General features: G+C 72.8%; 18 protein-coding genes. 8 read left to right on the top strand and 10 right to left on the bottom strand.

Annotated elements, in window-relative coordinates:
• Positions 1 to 26: 26 nt before the first annotated feature.
• From IE207_RS12530 to IE207_RS12520, 3 genes are all read right to left on the bottom strand, one after another.
• Entirely contained in the window at positions 27 to 947 is a 921-nt protein-coding gene (locus IE207_RS12530) for a sirohydrochlorin chelatase (protein WP_190184165.1), read from the bottom strand.
• Between the two features lie 130 nt (positions 948 to 1077).
• Entirely contained in the window at positions 1078 to 1764 is a 687-nt protein-coding gene (locus IE207_RS12525; RefSeq protein ID WP_190184164.1) for a uracil-DNA glycosylase, read from the bottom strand.
• 31 nt (positions 1765 to 1795) lie between these two features.
• Complete coding sequence (locus IE207_RS12520) at positions 1796 to 2887, bottom strand: WD40/YVTN/BNR-like repeat-containing protein (protein WP_190184163.1); 1092 nt, start codon at positions 2885 to 2887, stop codon at positions 1796 to 1798.
• Between the two features lie 212 nt (positions 2888 to 3099).
• Between IE207_RS12520 and IE207_RS12515 the strand changes: the two genes are divergently transcribed.
• Positions 3100 to 4200 carry an NADH:flavin oxidoreductase/NADH oxidase gene (locus tag IE207_RS12515; protein WP_190184248.1) on the top strand — a complete coding sequence of 367 codons (1101 nt, stop codon included), beginning with the start codon at positions 3100 to 3102 and terminating at the stop codon, positions 4198 to 4200.
• 140 nt (positions 4201 to 4340) lie between these two features.
• Positions 4341 to 4712 carry an ArsR/SmtB family transcription factor gene (locus IE207_RS12510; protein WP_190184247.1) on the top strand — a complete coding sequence of 124 codons (372 nt, stop codon included), beginning with the start codon at positions 4341 to 4343 and terminating at the stop codon, positions 4710 to 4712.
• A gap of 355 nt (positions 4713 to 5067) precedes the next feature.
• On the opposite strand, the gene IE207_RS12505 is transcribed toward IE207_RS12510, so the two are convergent.
• Together IE207_RS12505 and IE207_RS12500 are read right to left on the bottom strand one after the other, a co-directional pair.
• Complete coding sequence (locus IE207_RS12505; RefSeq protein ID WP_190184162.1) at positions 5068 to 6423, bottom strand: FAD-dependent oxidoreductase; 1356 nt, start codon at positions 6421 to 6423, stop codon at positions 5068 to 5070.
• A 53-nt stretch (positions 6424 to 6476) separates the two neighbouring features.
• The gene (locus IE207_RS12500; protein WP_190184161.1) at positions 6477 to 7133 is read right to left on the bottom strand and encodes a DUF305 domain-containing protein; all 657 of its coding nucleotides are present in this window, start codon (positions 7131 to 7133) and stop codon (positions 6477 to 6479) included.
• Positions 7134 to 7211: 78 nt separating this feature from the next.
• Between IE207_RS12500 and IE207_RS12495 the strand changes: the two genes are divergently transcribed.
• The gene (locus IE207_RS12495; RefSeq protein ID WP_190184160.1) at positions 7212 to 8711 is read left to right on the top strand and encodes an LVIVD repeat-containing protein; all 1500 of its coding nucleotides are present in this window, start codon (positions 7212 to 7214) and stop codon (positions 8709 to 8711) included.
• Here IE207_RS12495 and IE207_RS12490 read toward each other — a convergent pair.
• The 4 genes from IE207_RS12490 to IE207_RS12475 form a co-directional block, all read right to left on the bottom strand.
• Complete coding sequence (locus IE207_RS12490) at positions 8705 to 9337, bottom strand: TetR/AcrR family transcriptional regulator (RefSeq protein WP_190184159.1); 633 nt, start codon at positions 9335 to 9337, stop codon at positions 8705 to 8707. The two genes, IE207_RS12495 and IE207_RS12490, sit on opposite strands and share 7 nt — an antisense overlap.
• Before the next feature lie 111 nt (positions 9338 to 9448).
• Positions 9449 to 9868, bottom strand: a complete 420-nt coding sequence (locus tag IE207_RS12485; RefSeq protein WP_190184158.1) for a hypothetical protein — start codon at positions 9866 to 9868, stop codon at positions 9449 to 9451.
• Positions 9869 to 9943: 75 nt separating this feature from the next.
• A complete protein-coding gene (locus IE207_RS12480) occupies positions 9944 to 10882 on the bottom strand; it encodes a M56 family metallopeptidase (protein WP_190184157.1) in 939 nt (312 codons plus the stop codon).
• Between the two features lie 79 nt (positions 10883 to 10961).
• On the bottom strand, positions 10962 to 11537 hold the full coding sequence (locus tag IE207_RS12475; protein ID WP_190184156.1) for a DUF5134 domain-containing protein: 576 nt from the start codon (positions 11535 to 11537) through the stop codon (positions 10962 to 10964).
• Between the two features lie 131 nt (positions 11538 to 11668).
• Here IE207_RS12475 and IE207_RS12470 point away from each other — a divergent pair, with 131 nt between their 5' ends.
• On the top strand, positions 11669 to 12208 hold the full coding sequence (locus IE207_RS12470) for a GNAT family N-acetyltransferase (RefSeq protein WP_190184155.1): 540 nt from the start codon (positions 11669 to 11671) through the stop codon (positions 12206 to 12208).
• 19 nt (positions 12209 to 12227) lie between these two features.
• Here the strand turns inward: IE207_RS12470 and IE207_RS12465 are convergent, their stop codons facing one another.
• On the bottom strand, positions 12228 to 12911 hold the full coding sequence (locus IE207_RS12465) for a glycerophosphodiester phosphodiesterase (protein ID WP_190184154.1): 684 nt from the start codon (positions 12909 to 12911) through the stop codon (positions 12228 to 12230).
• 362 nt (positions 12912 to 13273) lie between these two features.
• On the opposite strand from IE207_RS12465, the gene IE207_RS12460 reads away from it, so the two are divergent.
• From IE207_RS12460 to IE207_RS12445, 4 genes are all read left to right on the top strand, one after another.
• Positions 13274 to 14395 (top strand): LLM class flavin-dependent oxidoreductase, encoded by a 1122-nt coding sequence (locus IE207_RS12460; RefSeq protein WP_190184153.1) that lies wholly within the window; start codon positions 13274 to 13276, stop codon positions 14393 to 14395.
• 171 nt (positions 14396 to 14566) lie between these two features.
• Positions 14567 to 15973, top strand: a complete 1407-nt coding sequence (locus tag IE207_RS12455; RefSeq protein ID WP_190184152.1) for a DUF6421 family protein — start codon at positions 14567 to 14569, stop codon at positions 15971 to 15973.
• A gap of 26 nt (positions 15974 to 15999) precedes the next feature.
• A complete protein-coding gene (locus tag IE207_RS12450) occupies positions 16000 to 16761 on the top strand; it encodes an SDR family oxidoreductase (protein WP_190184151.1) in 762 nt (253 codons plus the stop codon).
• On the top strand, positions 16758 to 17834 hold the full coding sequence (locus tag IE207_RS12445; RefSeq protein ID WP_190184150.1) for a threonine aldolase family protein: 1077 nt from the start codon (positions 16758 to 16760) through the stop codon (positions 17832 to 17834). The genes IE207_RS12450 and IE207_RS12445 overlap by 4 nt, the downstream gene beginning before the upstream one ends.
• Positions 17835 to 17858 lie beyond the last annotated feature (24 nt).

Genomic DNA, 17858 nt, shown 5'->3' with positions numbered 1-17858 from the left:
CCCTTCGTGGTGCTGCGGGAGCCGGGTCAGTGGGCGGAGGCGCCCAGGGTGAGACCGAGGGCGGCGCTGTACTGGGCGACGGCCAGCTTGCCGAGCGCCGGGTAGGCGCCGAGCACCTCGGCGGTGGCGCAGTCGGCCTCCTTGCACGCCGTGTCCAGCAGCCCCTCGGCCGCCTCCGGGCCGATCAGGTACGGCGCCAGGGCCAGCTGCGTCGACCCCTCGGCGCGCAGCTGGTCGGCGATGCCGGCCACCGAGCCCTCCTGGTCCAGCGCTGCGGCCTTCACCGGCACCGCGAGGCGCGCGGCCAGCAGCATGCCGGTGATCCCGGCGGCCTGGACGGCCTCCTCGCCACCGGTGGTGGCCAAGATGATGCCGTCGGCGGCGGTGGTGACGGTGAACAGCCTGGCCCGGTCGGCGCGGGCCAGTCCCGCCTCGGAGAGCCGCACGTGCAGCCCCTCGGCGAGCAGCGGGTGCGGACCGAGTACGTCGGCCAGCTCGGCGGCGGCCGAGGAGTCCATCAGTGCCTGGCGGACGCGCCGCAGCAGGTCGCCGTCGGGACCGACGAGCAGGGGCACGACCACGGCGTCGGGGCCGGTCGCCGCCGGCACCTCGTGGCCGGCGGCACGCGCGAACTCGGCGCGCGCGGCGCGCTCGTCCGCGACGGCGGTCAGCACGCCGGCCAGGGACGGGAACTCGGAGCCTTCGGAGTCGTCACCCTCCAGGTAGCCGATCCGGCCGTCCAGACCGGGCAGCTCGGAGCGGCCGATGCTCAGGATCTCTTCCGCGAGCCCGCGCGAGGCGGCCGAAGGGGCACCGGGCACGGCGAGCACCAGCGCGGGCGCGCCCTCGGGCGCCACCGCGGGCTCGGGGCGGCGGTGCCGTCCGGCAGGGCGGGGTCGCGGCATTCGTACGGGCAGGCCATTTGCGGGCCCAGTGGGGGAGCTCATGGCGCCGCATGCTACTGGTTTATCGGAACCGGTTGTTCGGGCAGGGTCATTTCCGGCGGCTTCTGTCCGCATTTATCCGCTGAATGTCAGACACGGCCGACTGTATGAGCCACCTATCGGCCGGAACTGCTCAACCGGCCGTCGGCAGGCGCCAGTCCACCGGAGCCGCGCCCTGCCGGACGAGGAGGTCGTTCACCTTGCTGAACGGCCTGGACCCGAAGAACCCGCCCGCGGCCGACATGGGGGAGGGGTGTACGGATTCGACCGCCGGCAGCTCGCCGAGCAGCGGCCGCACGTTGCGGGCGTCGCGCCCCCACAGCACCGACACCAGCGGCTTCCCGCGCGCGGCCAGCGCCCGGATCGCCTGCTCGGTGACCGCCTCCCAGCCCTTGCCGCGGTGGCCGCCGGTCTTGCGCGGGGCGGTGGTGAGCGCACGGTTGAGGAGCAGTACGCCCTGGCGGGTCCACGGGGTCAGGTCGCCGTTGGCCGGCCGGGGCACGCCGAGGTCCGCGTTCAGCTCGCGGAAGATGTTGTCCAGGCTCGGCGGCCACGGGCTGACCTCGGGAGCGACGGAGAACGACAGGCCCATCGCGTGCCCCGGGGTGGGGTAGGGGTCCTGCCCGACGATCAGCACCTTGACCTCGTCGAAGGGCTGCTGGAACGCGCGCAGCACGTTCGGCCCGGCCGGCAGGTAGGTTCTGCCCGCCGCGATCTCGGCGCGCAGGAAGTCACCCATCGCGGCGACCTGCGCCGCCACCGGCTCCAGAGCCCGGGCCCAGCCCGGCTCGACGATCTCGTTCAACGGTCGTGCTGCCACGGGCAGTCACTCTACTGGCCCATCCGCCGCCCTACCGACGCAGGACCGCCGCCCGCACGCAGAGCACGTCCGGCAGGTGCTCGGCCAGCAACTGCCAGCTGTCCCCGTCGTCATGGCTGGCGTACAGCTCGCCGTTGCGGTTGCCGAAGTAGATACCCGCCGGATCCGCGTCGTCCGTGCAGAGCGCGTCCCGCAGCACCGTGCCGTAATGGGCCTCGGCCGGCAGGCCCTTCGACAGCGGTTCCCAGCTCGCCCCGGCGTCCTCGGTGCGGAAGACCCGGCAGCGGCGTTCCGCCGGGACCCTGTCGGAGTCGGCGTTGAGCGGGAAGACGTACGCCGTGCCCGGGCGGTGCGGGTGCGCGGCCACCGCGAAGCCGAAGTCGGAGGGCAGCCCGCCTCCGATGTCGCTCCAGGCGTCCCCCGCGTCGTCGCTGCGGTAGACCCCCCAGTGGTTCTGGAGGTACAGCCGGTCCGGGTCGCCGGCGTCCCGGGCGACCTTGTGGACGCACTGCCCGAACTCGGGCTGCGGATCCGGCAGGAACACCGCGGAGACCCCTCGGTTGGACGGGGCCCAGCTCGCGCCGCCGTCCTTCGTCCGGAAGACGCCGGCGGTGGAGACGGCCACCGTGACCGCGTCCGGGTCACCCGGATGGGTGATCACCGTGTGGAGCCCCTCGCCCCCGCCGCCCGGTACCCAGCGCGAGCGGGTGGGATGCTCCCACAGGGCGCGGACCAGCTCGAAGGACTCGCCGCGGTCGGTCGAGCGGAACAGCGCGGCCGGCTCCGTCCCGGCGTACACCACGTCGGGAGCCTCCGGTCCGGCCGGCTGGAGTTGCCAGACCCGCTCCAGCGAGGCGCCGGTGTCCTGCGGGAACTTCACGGCGGCGACGGCCGGCTCGCGCCAGGTGGCGCCCAGGTCGTCGGAGCTGCAGACGGACGGCCCCCAGTGCGAGCTGTCGCCGCCCACCAGCAGGCGCGGCGTGGAACCCCGTACGTCGATGGCGACGGCCGAGACCGCCTGGGCGTTGAAATGGGGACCGTCGAACGCCCAGGGACCGGCTGCCCCGCGCCGGCCGATGAAGAGCCCCTTGCGGGTACCCGCGAGCAGTAGCACATCGGACATGGCCCCTACCTCCGGACGGTCCTTCACGGCAGCGTTTCGGCCAGTGTGCACCCCGCCGCCGACAGCGGCGTGCAGCGGCGGCCCCGGGCGCGGTCGCGGTGGTGGGGAGATTAGTACGAGAAGCCTCGTACTACGAAAGATTTCGTAGTACGGTGAGTCTCGTACTAGCCGCCGGAGTCCCGGCGCCCGCCCCGGTCACCCTGGAGAGCCTGATGAGTGCCGCCCCGGCCGCCTTCGCCGCCCTGTTCCAGCCTTACACCGTGCGATCGGTGACCATCCCGAACCGCGTGTGGATGGCGCCCATGTGCCAGTACAGCGCCGAGCCCACCGGCCCCCGCGCGGGCGTGGCCAACGAGTGGCACGTCGCGCACTACGCGGCCCGCGCCGTCGGCGGCACCGGCCTGATCATCCAGGAGGCCACCGCCGTGTCCCCGGAAGGCCGGATCACGCCCTACGACCTCGGCCTCTGGAACGACGCGCAGACCGAGGCGCTGCGCCCGATCACCGCCTTCATCAAGGCGCAGGGGGCCGTCCCCGGCGTCCAGATCGCGCACGGCGGCCGCAAGAGCTCCACCGAGCGCCCCTGGAAGGGCGGCCGGCCGGTCGGCGCCGAGGCGCACGGCTGGCAGCCCCTCGCCCCGAGCCCGGTGCCGTTCGCCGAAGGCGACCCCGTACCGCACGAGCTGACGGCCGAGGAGATCCGTACGGTGGTCGGCCAGTTCGCCGACACCGCCCGGCGCGCCCTGGCAGCCGGCTACGAACTCCTGGAGATCCACGGCGCCCACGGCTACCTCATCGGCGAGTTCCTCTCCCCGCACAGCAACCGGCGCACCGACGAGTACGGCGGCTCCTTCGAGAACCGCACCCGCTTCGCCCTCGACGTCGTGGACGCCGTACGGGCGGTGTGGCCCGAGGAACTCCCGCTGTTCTTCCGGATCTCCGCGACCGACTGGCTGGAGGGCGACGGCTGGACCGCCGACGACACCGTTCGGCTGGCCGGACTGCTCAAGGAGCACGGCGTGGACCTGCTGGACGTCTCCACCGGCGGACTCGCCCCGCACGTGCGGATCCCCGTCGGCCCCGGCTACCAGGTGCCCTTCGCGGCGCGCGTCAAGCGCGAGGCCGGGCTGCCCGCCGCCGCGGTGGGGCTGATCACCGAGCCCGTCCAGGCGGAGAAGATCCTCGCCAACGGTGAGGCCGATGCGATCCTGCTCGGCCGTGAACTGCTCCGTGACCCCTACTGGGCCCGGCGCGCGGCCGGCGAACTGGGCGTGGAGCCGCGTACGCCCTCCCCGTACCACCGCGCCTGGTGATCCGCGGGCGGGAGTCGAGGCTGCACGCCCGGTTCGGCGCCCGCCCGGCACCGTGCGTGTCCTACGATGGTTCTCGTACCTCGGCGCGGGCGTTCCGTGCGCGCCGAGTCCGCCCAGTGAACGAGCGAGTGGAGGAGCAGATGCCGGAGCCGGCCGCCACCACTCGTCCGCTCGCCCATCCCGGCAGTGCCGAGATCCGGCTGGAGGGCGTCCTGCACGCCCTCTCCGATCCCGTGCGGCTGTCCATCGTCCGGGAACTGGCCGCGGCCGCCGAGGAGCTGGCCTGCTCCCACTTCGTGCTGCCGGTCACCAAGTCCACCACCACCCACCACTTCCGCGTCCTGCGCGAGGCCGGCGTGGTCCGCCAGACCTACCGCGGCACCACCAAGCTGAACGACCTGCGCCGCGCCGACCTGGAATCCCTCTTCCCGGGCCTCCTGGACACCGTCCTCACGGCGGCCGGCGCCGAAGCGGCCCGCCTGAACGTGCCGGCCGCGGGCGTGCGCCCCTAGGGCGCGTTTCGAAAGTCCCGCCTGCCCCGCGACGCCCGGCACGCACGCTCGCCGCGTTGTCGGAATCGCCCGTGTACGGCCCGGTACGAGGGCGACCCTCCGCCTTGCGATCGCACGCACCGGACGCCGCGGGGCCCGCCCTTCGGGCGGCCGGCGCTACTTTCGAACACGCCCTAGGCCCTGCCGTCGGAGCCCCGCCCGGCCCGGCCGCCCGGCGCCGCCCTCCCCCTGGCTGTCGCTGCGAGGCGCCCCCGCCGTTGCCGGGACACCCGAACGCTCCGCTACGAGGGCGCCCCTCCGCCCTGCGGTGCACCGCGACCGGCGACGGGAGCCGGTCCCCGGCAGGGCCCGGCTCCTACGTTCCGGCCGCGCCCAGCAGGCCCGCCCAGTCCGGGATCTTGACCGAGCGGCGCCCCAGCGAGCGGCCCAGGCGCGCTTCCGCCGTCTCGATGGCCAGCCAGCCGGGCCACTGCACTGGCCGCAGCCCCGCCGCGCGCAGGGCGTCCAGCGGGTCCTGCCCCAGTTCGCGGCGGGCCAGCGCCCCCGCGTCCTGGAGCAGGGAGGACGCCGTCTCCTTCGCGCACGGCCGGTTGGTGCCGATCACCCCGGTCGGGCCGCGCTTGATCCACCCCGCGACGTACTCCCCGACCGAGGCCCGTCCCTCGCGGAGCACCCGGCCCGCCGCGTGCGGGACGGTGCCCGTCGCCGGGTCGAAGGGCAGGCCGGGCAGCGGCACGCCCCGGTACCCCACCGAGCGCAGCACCAGCTGCGCCGGGACGTCCTCGTACATGCCCGTGCCGCCCACGCCGCCCCGGCCGTCGGGGACGGTCCGCTCGAACCGCACCGCGGCGGCCCTGCCGTCGGCCCCGGCCAGCACCTCCACCGGCCGCAGGTAGAACCGCAGCGTCAGGTTCCGCTCCGCCTCGTCGGGAGCCGCCGCGGCCCAGGCCCGCAGCACCTCCAGGTTCCGCCGGGCCACCGCGGGCAGGGCGGCCGCCGCGGCCGCATCGTCGTACGCGGGGTCCAGCGCGAGTTCGGCGGGGTCCACCCGCACGCCCACCCCCGGCAGCGTGCCCAGTTCCCGTAGCTCCTTGGTGGTGAACTTGCCCTGCGAAGGCCCCCGCCGGGCCACCATCGACACCGCGCGCACCCCGCTGGCCCCGAGGGCCCCCAGAGCGGCCTGCGGCATGTCGGTCGGCGCCAGCTCGGGCACCCCCCGGGCCAGGATCCGGGTCACGTCGACCGCCACGTTGCCCGCTCCGACCACCACCGCCGAGGCGACACCGGAGAGGTCGAAGGCCGCCTCCGCCGCGTCGGGGTGCCCGCTGTACCAGGACACGAAGGCCGTCGCGGAGTGGACGCCGGGCAACTCCTCGCCCGGGATGCCCAGATGCCGGTCCTGGGCGGCGCCGACGCAGTACACCACCGCGTGGTACAGCTCGCGCAGCCGGGCCGTCGGCAGGACAGGACCGCCCACCTCCACGTTGCCGAGGAAGCGGATCCGTTCGTCCTCCAGCACCGAGCGCAGACTTCCGGTCAGCGACTTGATCTTCTCGTGGTCGGGAGCCACCCCGTACCGCACGAGCCCGTACGGCGCCGGCAGCCGGTCCAGGACGTCCACCAGGACGCCCGGCACCTCACGCTGCTGGACCAGGGTCTGCGCGGCGTAGACCCCGCTGGGGCCCGAACCGACGACGGCGACACGAAGCACGGCGGAGCTCCTCCCGCAGGTGCCTCCCAGCATGACACCGGGTGCCGCAGCCGTCAGCCCATCGCGCGCATCCGGTGGACCTCGGCGCTCTGCGTGGCCACCACCTCGGTCGCCATCTCCTCGACGGCGACGTTGTTGCCCTGGGCCAGCGCCTCACCGGCCATCTTCACGGCGCCCTCGTGGTGGGCGGTCATCAGGGTGAGGAAGAGCCGGTCGAACTCCGGGCCGGTGGCTTTGGTCAGTTCCCCCAACTGCTGCTCCGTCGCCATCCCCGGCATAGCGCCGTGGTCGTGGCCTGCCGCGGCGCCGTCGGCGGGGGAGGGCTCGGGGTAGCGCGCCCGCCACTTCTCCATCGCCCCGATCTCGGGCCCCTGCGCCGCCGCGATCCGCTCGGCGAGGCGCTTGACCCCGTCCGCCGAGGCCCGGCCCGGCGCCAGCGCGCTCATCGTCAGGGCCTGGCGGTGGTGCTCGATCATGCGGCGCACGTACGCGTGGTCGGCGGCGTTGGGCGTGTCGTCGGGCCGCTCCTTCGCGGCCTGTCCGGGCGAGAGCGTCCGGGCCTCCTCGCCCGGTCTGCCAGGGGCGATCACCACCGGCCCGTCGTTCTGCGCCCTGTCCTCCCCCTGGCAGCCGGTGAGGGTGAGCAGGAGCCCGGCGGCCAGCGCCGCCGCCCCCAGGAATCGGCCGAGTAACGCATTTGCCATGTCCATGGAAAGGAACATACTGCCGGGGTCCAGGTTCCGTTCCCCGTACGAACGCCGAAAGCGCGGACCCCCACGGGAGGCACAGTGACCTCGTTGCACACCACCAGAGCGCGGCTCCGGAGTCCGGGGGCGGCCTTCGCGGCCGCCGGACTCCTCACGGCGCTCCTGGCGGGCGCCGGACCGGCCTCCGCCACCCCCGACCCGGGCGACCTGACGCCCGGCTCCTTACCGCGCGCCGCCGTCCCCCAGAGCGCCGCCGCCGCCCCGGACCGCGAACTCGCCCCCGGCGAGATCCCCGGCCAGGACGAGATCGTGCACAGCAAGAACATCACGCCCCTGGCCAACATCCCCAGCAGCTACCCGAGCGGCGTCAACTCCGACCTGGCCTTCCAGGACCGGTACGCCTACGCGGGCAGCTACGACGGCTTCACCATCTACGACATCGGCAACCCCAAGGCGCCCAAGACCGTCGCCACCGTGCTCTGCCCCGGCGGCCAGAACGACGTCTCCGTCTACGGCGACCTGCTCTTCCTCTCCACCGACTCCTCGCGCAGCGACGACTCCTGCCACAGCGTCTCGCAGCCCGCGACGGAGAAGTCCTCCTGGGAGGGCATCAAGATCTTCGACATCAAGGACAAGGAGAATCCCAAGTACATCAAGTCCGTCGAGACCTCATGCGGTTCGCACACCCACACCCTGGTGCCGGGCGGCCGCGACATCTACCTCTACGTCTCCTCGTACTCGCCGAACGAGGCCTTCCCCGACTGCCTGCCGCCGCACGACGGCATCTCGGTCGTCAAGGTCCCGAGGAAGGACCCGACCCGGGCCGCGGTCGTCGCCTTCCCCGTCCTCTTCCCGGACGGCGGCAACCCCGGCGCACCCGCCAACCCCGGCGTCTCCAAGACGACCGGCTGCCACGACATCACCGTGCTGCCGTCCCGGAACCTGGCCGCCGGCGCCTGCATGGGCGACGGCATCCTCTTCGACATCACCGACCCCGAGCAGCCCCGCGTCATCGACCGCGTGCAGGACAACGTCAACTTCTCGTTCTGGCACTCCGCCACCTTCAACGAGCGGGCGGACAAGGTGGTGTTCACCGACGAACTGGGCGGAGGCGGCAGCGCCACCTGCAACGAGGCGACCGGCCCGAACCGGGGGGCCGACGGCATCTACGACATCACCGGCCGCGGCGACCAGCGCAGACTCGTCTTCAAGAGCTACTTCAAGATCCCGCGCATGCAAGCCGACACCGAGAACTGCGTGGCCCACAACGGCTCGTTGATCCCGGTCGGCAGCGGCCGCGACGTCATGGTCCAGGCCTGGTACCAGGGCGGTGTCTGCGTCTGGGACTTCACCGACTCCACCAGCCCCAAGGAGATCGGCTACTTCGAGCGCGGCCCGCTGACCACCGACAGACTCGGACTCGGCGGCTCCTGGTCGGCGTACTACTACCGCGGCCACATCTACTCGAACGACATCGTCAAGGGCCTCGACGTGCTCCGGCTCGACGACCCGCGCACCGACAGCGCCAAGTGGGTGTGGACGGACCGGCTCAACGTGCAGAGCCAGCCCGACTATCACTGACGCGGCAGCGAGGGGGTCCCGGCGGGCGGCCCCCCGGCCGGAGGGACGCCGAGCTGCCACTCCAGCCCGTACCGCTGGAACAGCTCGGCCCGCAGCCGGGCGGCCGGCATCGGCGCCCCCGGCAGCAGCACCGCCACCACCGCGCCCATCAGCAGCGCCCGCAGCAACGGGTAATCGGTGTCCACGTCCGTCGAGCCGTACCGGATGACGGTGTTCCTCAGCAGCTCCGCGAGGCGCTGCTGCTCCGCGCACCGGACGAACCCCTCCGCCTGGAGGATGCCCGCCATGTGGGTGCGCATCAGCCGGGGCCGGTCCACGGCCAGTCCGAGGATCGCGTCGATGGCTCGCGCGAGGCACTCGCGGCCGTCGTCGGGGCGGGGCGGCCGCTCCAGGGCCGCCTCCAAGGTCAGGTGCATCAGCCGGTGGACAGCGGACTGCAGCAGCTGGCGTTTGCCCGGGAAGTAGTACGAGATCAGGCCCCGGGCGGCGCCGGCCCGGTCGGCGATGTCGCCGAGGGTGGTGGCTTCGTAGCCACGCTCGCCGACGAGCTCCACCGTCGCCTGGAGCAGCCGTTCCCGGGAACGCCTGCGCAATTCTTCATTGACCGATGCGCTGCGCGGGACCATGCTTACTCCTGCGTTGACTGGCTTCGAGCCAATATACTCAGCGCGCGGGTCTACTGCTCTGGGTGACGCGGGGGATCACCCAGAGCAGGGCCCCGCATCCGGGGAGCGCGCTCAGTCCTGTCCGCTGCCGGGCAGCTCGAAGTGGGCGCCGGTGCCCTCCGCGTCCACGTGGACGACGTGCCGGCCGACGCGGACGGTCTGCGCTCCGCCCGCGCGCCACGAACCTTCGGGGCCCTCGCCGCCGTCCAGGGGCGTCCACACTTCCAAGAACGTGCTTCCGTCGGTGTTCGTGCCGGTCTCGACCAGGCCGCTGCCGTCCGGCCTCAGGGTTGCGACGTCCTCGCCGGGGGAGCCGACTTCGTGGTGGAAGGTGACCTGCCGCCCGTCGTAGGAGGTGGTCCCGGCGAAGCCGCGGCTGTCGGCGTAGCAGGCGCCGCTCTGCAGCCAGACGACGTGTTCGTCCTCGCGCAGGGGTCCGCCGTCGCGGCTGATTCCGGCGCGCAGCCAGGCGCCTGGGGTGGGTGCGTCCATGGCCCCAGCCTGCCAGGCGGCGGCGCGGGGGCTGCGTGAGCGCGGCCGACGGGCTACGTGAGCGCGGCCGAGGGGCTACGTGAGCGCGCTCAGGCCCGGCACCAAGGCCACCGCCAGCGGCAGCGCGGGCACCAGCGTCGCGAGCGCCGTCAGCCGCAGCCGCCGGGCCGGGGACAGCCGCGGGGTGGCCGACAGCAGACGCCGCACCCGCTGGGGGACGTGCGCCTCGGGGGCGGCGCCCAGGCCGAACACCCCGCGGTCCTCGTTGAGCCCGACGAGGGCCAGCGCGACGGTGAGCCGCCCGAACCGCCGCGAAGCCACGTCGTCGGCGGCGAGTTCGACCAGGCGGTGCATCTCCGCCTCGAACGCCGCGAACACCGGCACCTGGGGGAAGCCCCCGGCCAGCGCCCGCGAGCAGTGCAGCAGCCAGTCGTGGCGGGCCGCCACGTGCCCCTGCTCATGGGCCAGCACGGCGTCCAGCTGGCTGCCCTTCAAGCGGCCCAGCGCGGCGGTCGTGACCACCAGCTGCGGGACCGTACCCGGCTGCCACCACGCCTCGGGCCGCGGCCCCTCCAGCACGACGAGCCGCGCGGCCTGCGGGTCCTCCCCGGGCAACAGCGGGGCGCGTTCCCGCAGTTCGGCTCCGCGGGCCCGCCGCCGGACCCGCGCCCGCAGCACTTCGCGGGTCAGCATCGCGGCCGTCCACAGGCCCCCGCCCGCCAGCGCCAGCGCGGTGGCCGCGGCCCACATGCCGCCCGCCGCCCCGAGCCCGTAGGCGTCGACCACCCCGTGCGGGGCTGCGGCGAAGAGCCTTCCCCGTACCGCCTGCCAGGCCGCCGCGGCGCTCAGCAGCATCGACAGCGCAAGGCACAGCAGCACCGCCCCCACCACGCACTGCCACACCCACAGCGCGACGACCGGCTCACGGTCGGGCCACTCGGCCCGCGCCAGCAGGCGGGGGGCGAGCAGCGCGGTCAGTGCGCCGAGCAGCAGGAGAGCGGCGGGGACCATCATGCCCGCCAGCCTATGAGCGGGGGGCTACCTGCGGGTAGGGCCCGCGCCATTGGTGACGCAGGACACGTTTCGCCGTCCCTCACATGCTGAGCAGCATCGCCAACATCCCGATCCCCATGGTCAGTCGGCAGGCACGGATCAACTCGCCCGGGGCGTCGGGCGCCGGCCCCACCGGGACCGGCGGCGTGCCGCCCGCCGCGGCCAGCCGGGTCCCGCCCAGCAGGACGTACCCCGCGAAGTACACGAGCAGGGCCCCGGTCACCAGGGGCAGCCCCGCCCTCTGCCCGTGCGCGTGCCCGGCGCCCGCCGACAGCCCGAGGTACGCCATGTAGGCCATCGCCAGCGAACCGACCGCGTGGTGCGCGTGGTGACCCCGGCCCACGCCGAGCCCTCCCCGCAGCAGCCACAGCGCGTGCGCGGCCGCCGCGCAGAAGACGCCCAGCAAGATCCCCGGCCCCCACGGCCCGGTGCCCGACGGCGCGGCCATCGCGGCCATCCCGAGCCCCATGAGGGCCTCGCCCACCGCCGCGCCGCGCGCCGCCCCGCCCGCTCTGCGCGCCCGCAGCAGGCAGTACGTACCGCTGGTGGCGCAGAGCGCGACCAGTAGCCAGCCGGAGACGGCTGAGGCGGCGGAGGGCAGCGCGGATCCGTGCACGGCGGAACCTCCCGGTTCGTCGGCGTCAGGGGAAGAGATGCCCCTGTCGGCGGGCCCGCACGCCGCCCCGGGTTAGGCTCTCCGTGCCGTACCCGGCATGTCATATGCCGATCAGATGAACGGAGTCGTCCATGCCGAGCGCCCACCCCGCAGCCCTGAGCTTCCGGCCCGCAGTCGAGACGGACGTACCGGAACTGGTGGTGCTCGTCGAGTCGGCCTACCGCGGTGACGCCAGCCGGGCCGGCTGGACCACGGAAGCGGACTACCTGGACGGCCAGCGCACCGATCCGGAAGGCGTCCGGCAGATCATCGAAGCCCCCGACGGCGTGCTGCTCGTCGTGGAGCGCGCGGGCGAGCTCGTCGCTTGCTGCCAGCTCGAACACCGCGGCGACCACGCCTACTTCGGGATGTTCGCCGTGCGCCCCGGGCTGCAGGGCGGCGGCCTCGGCAAGGAAGTCCTGGCCGAGGCCGAGCGGCGCGCCCGCGAGCGGTGGGGCGCCAAGGAGATGCGGATGACGGTGGTCAACGTACGGGAGGAGCTCATCGCCTACTACGAGCGCCGCGGCTACCGGCGCACCGGCGAGCTGAGCCCCTTCCCGTACGGCGACGAGCGCTTCGGCATCCCGCTCCGCACCGACCTCGCCTTCGAGCTGCTGGTCAAGCCGCTGTAGCGGACGACGGGCCGCCCGCTCAGGCGGTGAAGCGGCCCGTGCTGCGGATCTCGGGGAGGCCGGTGAGCGCGCCGTCCAGTTCGAGCGCGCGCGCCAGCCGCAGCTGGTCCAGGGAGTCGACCGTCCAGCCGGTCACCCGCAGCCCGGCCGTGTGCGCCGCCTCGACCGTCTCCAGGGTGATCCGGCGCAGCCTGAGGGCGATCGTCCGGGCGTGCGCGGCGAGCGCCCGGTCCACCACGTCGGCGCCGTGCGGGTCCGCGTACAGGGTGGTGCGCAGACCCGGCACGCGCCGGGCCGTCCCGGCGAGGACCGAGTCCTGGAACGAGGCCACCTCGATCCGGGCGCTCAGGTCGCGGCGCACGACCAGTTCCGTGAGCACCGTGGCGGCGGCCTCGTCCTGCACCGAGACCTGGAGCGGAGTACGCACCGCCTCCAGCACCTCGTCCAGGACCGGCACGCGTTCGCCGTGACCGGCGTCCAGCTCGCGCAGTTCGGCCAGGGTCAGTTCGGCGACGGCGCCCGCGCCGTCGGTCGTGCGGTCCACTTCGCCGTCGTGCAGGACGACGAGCGCGCCGTCCTTGCTCAGGCGCACGTCCAGCGCGATGACGTCCATGCCGCAACGTTCCGCGCGGACGAAGGACCGCAAGGTGTTCTCCGGTTCCACACCCATGACCCCGCGGTGACCGATGGTGAGGAAAGTCAAGGTTCTCTCGCTTCCGTCGACGGCGGCTCCCGCGCGGTCGCGGTGTCCCGACCGGCCGCGCGCGGTAGAGGACGCATGTTAGTGGGCGACGGGTGCGATGAGACCGGCCGTGCAGCGCCCGGGAAGGCCCGACCGGCCTGTTCCCGCCGGGGCGGGCGGCCCGGTGGCGGCGCTGCGCCGTCACCCGCGGGTGGGCGCGTCCCCCACGCGTTGACGACGGCTGCCCGGCATACCGCGCGGACGCGGCCCGGCTCGAGGTCTTGCTTCTTCTACGTATGACTACTAGTCATATTCCTATTCGAAGCAAGTCCTGGCGCGCGGCGCGTCCGAACGCACCGCCGCGCGCGACTTCTGGAGGCAGCGTGGAATTCTCCGTGATCTTCGAAGCGCAGCTGGCCGATCCGACCGTGGAACGGGAACACCAGGTCATCCGCGACTGCGTCGAACAGGCCGTGCTCGCCGAAGAGGTGGGATTCGACCGGATCTGGGCGGTCGAACACCACGCGCTGAGGTGGTACGCACACATGAGCGCTCCGGAAATCTTCCTCACCTTCGTCGCGGCGCGGACTCGCACCATCCGCATCGGTCACGGCGTCGTCTGCATGCCGTTCCGCTTCAACCATCCGGTGCGGGTCGCCGAGCGGGCCGCGATGCTCGACCTGCTCTCCGGAGGACGGCTCGACCTCGGCGCCGGCCGCGGCGGCACCACGCAGGAGACCTCGCTGTTCGAGGTGGACAAGGAGCGCACCACCGCCGAGGTGGAGGAGGCGCTGCGGATCATCGGCCGGGCCTGGCGGGAGGAGGAGCTGGAGTACCACGGGGAACTGCTGGACATCGGCCCCCATCCGGTGCTGCCCCGGCCGGCCCAGAGGCCCCATCCGCCGCTGTTCCTCGCGTGCAGCCGGACCGAGACCCTGGAGCAGGCCGCCGAGCTGGGTGTGGGGGCGCTGGTGATGGGGTTCGCCGGGCCCGGCCCGATCGCGCAGATGCGCGCCGCGTACGACGCCGCGATCGCCCGGCGGGACGGGGGGCGTCTCGTGTCGAGCGCGGTGAACGACCACTTCTCGGTGCTCTGCCCGACCATCGTGCTCGACGACCCGCGGGAGGCCCGGCGGATCGGCATCCGCGGCCAGCGGTTCTTCGCCCAGTCCATCGGCCACTGGTACGGCGGGGCGGGAGTCCCGGACGAGGCGGTGGTGGCGGGCGCCGACGAGGCCGCGGGGATGCGGGAGGCGGCCGAGCAGGTGGTGGCCCGCCTGCACGAACTGGAGATCCCGGTGCGCCCCACGTCGACGGCCACCTTCAACGCCGACCACGCCTACGGGAGCGCGGAGGAGGCCATCGCGTACGTCGAACGGCTCAGGGCGGCCGGGGCCGACGAGGTGATGTGTCTCATACAGATGGGCACGGTGCCCCAGGAGGCCTGTCTGGAGACCTTGCGGCAGTGGGGGGACAAAGTGATCCCGCACTTCAAGAACGCGTAGGCGCCCAGGGCCGAATGAGGGGCCGGAGCGACTGCTTCCGCCCTCTAGGACGGGAAGAATTCCCGTGGAGTGGGGGGTTTCGCAGGATATTTTCCCGAGCCTCCTCTTGAACAGAAGAGCCTCACGCGCTTACGCTGCCCTGACGTGAGGTTCTCCTGTGGAGGAAGTGACATGACGGAAACTCTTGTGCCGGGCACCGGTGGCGCCGTGATAACCGCCGGGACGCGGGTGGTCGATCACCCGGCGTGGCCCGAGCTCAAGGCCGCCGTGGAGGAGATCCGCCCCTGGCAGGCCTCCAACGGTTCCATCGACTTCGAGGCGGAGGCCGCCCCCACCCGGGCCGAGGCCGCTGCCGCCGTCGAGCGGGTGATCGTGGCCGTGGAGACCCTGTCGCCGCTGCTCCCGCACGCCACCGCCTACCACCGGGCCCTCGTCGCCGACCTGCGCAAGTGGGCCGGGGCCGGCTTCCCGGTGCCGGACTTCCTCGACTCCCTGCTGGCCTTCCAGCCGGCCGCAGAGCGCGCCGACGGGCTCCAGCACCTCGTGATCTTCCCGATGTACACCCAGAACGGGAACCCGGACCGCAACCTCGAAGCCGTGGTCCTCAAGATGGTGTGGCCCGAGTGGCTCTCCGAGCTGGAGCGCACCCGGTACGACAATCCGCTCTTCCTCGGCATCACCTTCGAGGACTTCACCCCGGGCTACGACACCCACTCGGCGGTGCTCTTCCCGGAGACGATCGCCGTGCGCGAGGCCCCCGAGCGGTTCACCTGGGGCGGCATCTTCTGCGACCGCGAGGCCGCCCGCTACCGCAAGGTCACCGCTGCCGCCGTGGACATCCTGGGCATCGAGCTGCCCGAGGACATCGCCCGGATGGTCGAGGACCAGGAGCGCTGCGAGAAGGCCTTCGTCCTGTGGGACATGGTCCACGACCGCACCCACAGCCACGGCGACCTGCCGTTCGACCCCTTCATGATCAAGCAGCGCCAGCCGTTCTGGATGTACGGCCTGGAGGAGCTGCGCTGCGACCTCACCGCCTTCAAGGAGGCCGTGAAGCTGGAGTCCGAGGGCAACGAGCACGGCCGTGACGTGCAGTACGCCGTCCTCTTCGACCGCATGTTCCGCTTCCCCGTCTCCGGCGACCGCAACCGGAACTACGACGGCCTGGGCGGCCAGCTGCTCTTCGCCTACCTCCACAAGCACGACGTCGTGCGCTGGACGGACAACACGCTCAAGATCGACTGGATGCGTGCCCCGCAGGTCACCAACCAGCTGTGCGCCGAGATCGAGGACCTCTACCGGGCCGGCATCGACCGCCCGAAGCTCGTCCACTGGTTCAAGGCGTACGAACTCGTCTCCACCTACCTCGCCCCCCACCCGGGCTCCAAGTGGGCCAAGGGCCCCGACGCCCTCGACCTGACGCTGCCGCCGCGCAAGCTCGTGGACGACGTGCTCGCCGACGAGTTTCCGCTCAGCATGTTCTATGAGGCGCTCGCCAAGAAGCTCAAGGGAGTGATCGCCTCCACCAAGGGCATCACTGCTGTGAACGCTGACGACGCGCAGCGAGTGGCCGCGTGACCACTCGCCCTCAGGAGGCTGCACGGATGAACGGCTCGGGCAAGGACAACGCGGCGCTCCAGGGAGCGGTAGTGGCGGTCGCCGGGGCCGGCGGGCCCGCCGGGCACGCCGCCCTGCTCCGCCTCGCCGAGGCGGGCGCGACCGTCGTCGCGTCGGACGCGGACCCGGCGCGCCTCGCCGAGGCCGTGGACGCGGCCCGGTACGCCCACGGCGGCGCCACCGTCATCGGGGACACCGTCGACCTGCTCGACCTGGCCGCGACGAAGGCCTGGGCCGAGCGGATCGAGAAGGACTTCGGCCGCATCGACGGCCTGGTCCACCTCGTCGGCGGCTGGCGCGGCAGCACCTCCTTCACCGACACGGACCTCGCGGACTGGGACTTCCTGGAGAAGCTGCTGATCCGCACGGTCCAGCACACCTCGATCGCGTTCCACGACGGTCTGCTCCGCAGCGACCGCGGCCGCTACGTCCTGATCAGCCAGTCCGGCGCCCACAAGCCGGTCGCCAACAACGCCGCCTACAACGCCGGCAAGGCGGCCGCCGAGGCCTGGACGCTGGCCATGGCCGACTCCTTCCGCAAGGCAGGGGGCGAGGACGGCCCGCAGGCCGCGGCTGCGATCCTGGTCATCAAGGCATTGGTGCACGACGCCATGCGCGCGGAGCGCCCCAATGCGAAGTTCGCGGGCTTCACGGACGTCAAGGAGCTGGCCGAGGCCATCGCCGGCGTGTGGGACGAGCCCGCCTCCGATGTGAACGGACAGCGTCTGTGGCTCACTCCCAGGCCGTGAGAACCGCGAGCGGGACGACCGACGCGCGCCGCCACCACGACCCGACGGTGCGCGGATTCGCCAGCGACAACTACGCGGGGGTGCATCCGGAGATCCTGGAGGCCGTCGCGCTCGCCAACGGCGGCCACCAGGTCTCCTACGGCGACGACGAGTACACCGAACACCTGCAGAAGGTCTTCCGCAGCCACTTCGGGCCGTACGCGCAAGCCTTCCCCGTCTTCAACGGCACCGGCGCCAACGTCACCGCCCTCCAGGCGATGACCGACCGCTGGGGCGCCGTGGTGTGCGCCGAGTCGGCGCACATCAACGTCGACGAGGGCGGCGCGCCCGAGCGGATGGCCGGACTCAAGCTCCTCACCGTCCCCACGCCCGACGGCAAGCTCACCCCCGAGCTGATCGACCGGCAGGCGTGGGGCTGGGAGGACGAGCACCGCGCCATGCCGCAGGTCGTCTCGATCACCCAGAACACCGAACTCGGCACGGTCTACACCGTCGAGGAGATCCGGGCGATCTGCGACCACGCGCACTCGCTGGGCATGAAGGTGCACCTGGACGGCGCCCGGATAGCCAACGCCGCGGCCTCGCTCGACGTGCCCATGCGCGCCTTCACCAACGCGGTCGGCGTGGACGTGCTCTCCTACGGAGGCACGAAGAACGGCATGATGGCCGGCGAGGCCGTGGTCGTGCTGAACCCCGACGCCGTGCGGCAGATGAAGCACGTCCGCAAGATGTCGATGCAGCTGGCGTCGAAGATGCGCTTCGTTTCGGTGCAGCTGGAAGCGCTGCTCGCGAAGGACCTGTGGCTGCGCAACGCCCGCCACGCCAACGCGATGGCACAGCGGCTCGCGGCGGGTGTCCGCGAGACGGACGGGGTCCGGATCCTCTACCCAGTGCAGGCGAACGCGGTGTTCGCGCGGCTGCCGCACGAGGTGTCCAGGCGCCTCCAGGAGCGCTACCGCTTCTACTTCTGGGACGAGATCGCCGGTGACGTCCGCTGGATGTGCAGCTTCGACACGCAGGAGGAGGACGTCGACGGCTTCCTCCAGGCGTTGAAGGAAGAGCTCGCCCGTTAATCGATAGACATGCGGTTCACTGCA

This window comes from Streptomyces cirratus, assembly GCF_014650775.1.
GTDB classification, from domain to species: Bacteria; Actinomycetota; Actinomycetes; order Streptomycetales; family Streptomycetaceae; genus Streptomyces; species Streptomyces cirratus.
This window is presented reverse-complemented; position numbering and strand designations above follow the sequence as displayed.

Excerpts from the sequence above, each read along its gene's own strand:
- IE207_RS12530 (WP_190184165.1), bottom strand. The coding sequence starts at position 947 with ATGAGCTCCCCCACTGGGCCCGCAAATGGCCTGCCCGTACGAATGCCG.
- IE207_RS12450 (WP_190184151.1), top strand. The coding sequence starts at position 16,000 with ATGAACGGCTCGGGCAAGGACAACGCGGCGCTCCAGGGAGCGGTAGTG.
- IE207_RS12480 (WP_190184157.1), bottom strand. The coding sequence starts at position 10,882 with ATGATGGTCCCCGCCGCTCTCCTGCTGCTCGGCGCACTGACCGCGCTG.
- IE207_RS12455 (WP_190184152.1), top strand. The coding sequence starts at position 14,567 with ATGACGGAAACTCTTGTGCCGGGCACCGGTGGCGCCGTGATAACCGCC.
- IE207_RS12490 (WP_190184159.1), bottom strand. The coding sequence starts at position 9,337 with ATGGTCCCGCGCAGCGCATCGGTCAATGAAGAATTGCGCAGGCGTTCC.
- IE207_RS12470 (WP_190184155.1), top strand. The coding sequence starts at position 11,669 with ATGCCGAGCGCCCACCCCGCAGCCCTGAGCTTCCGGCCCGCAGTCGAG.
- IE207_RS12510 (WP_190184247.1), top strand. The coding sequence starts at position 4,341 with ATGCCGGAGCCGGCCGCCACCACTCGTCCGCTCGCCCATCCCGGCAGT.
- IE207_RS12515 (WP_190184248.1), top strand. The coding sequence starts at position 3,100 with ATGAGTGCCGCCCCGGCCGCCTTCGCCGCCCTGTTCCAGCCTTACACC.
- IE207_RS12485 (WP_190184158.1), bottom strand. The coding sequence starts at position 9,868 with ATGGACGCACCCACCCCAGGCGCCTGGCTGCGCGCCGGAATCAGCCGC.
- IE207_RS12500 (WP_190184161.1), bottom strand. The coding sequence starts at position 7,133 with ATGGACATGGCAAATGCGTTACTCGGCCGATTCCTGGGGGCGGCGGCG.
- IE207_RS12520 (WP_190184163.1), bottom strand. The coding sequence starts at position 2,887 with ATGTCCGATGTGCTACTGCTCGCGGGTACCCGCAAGGGGCTCTTCATC.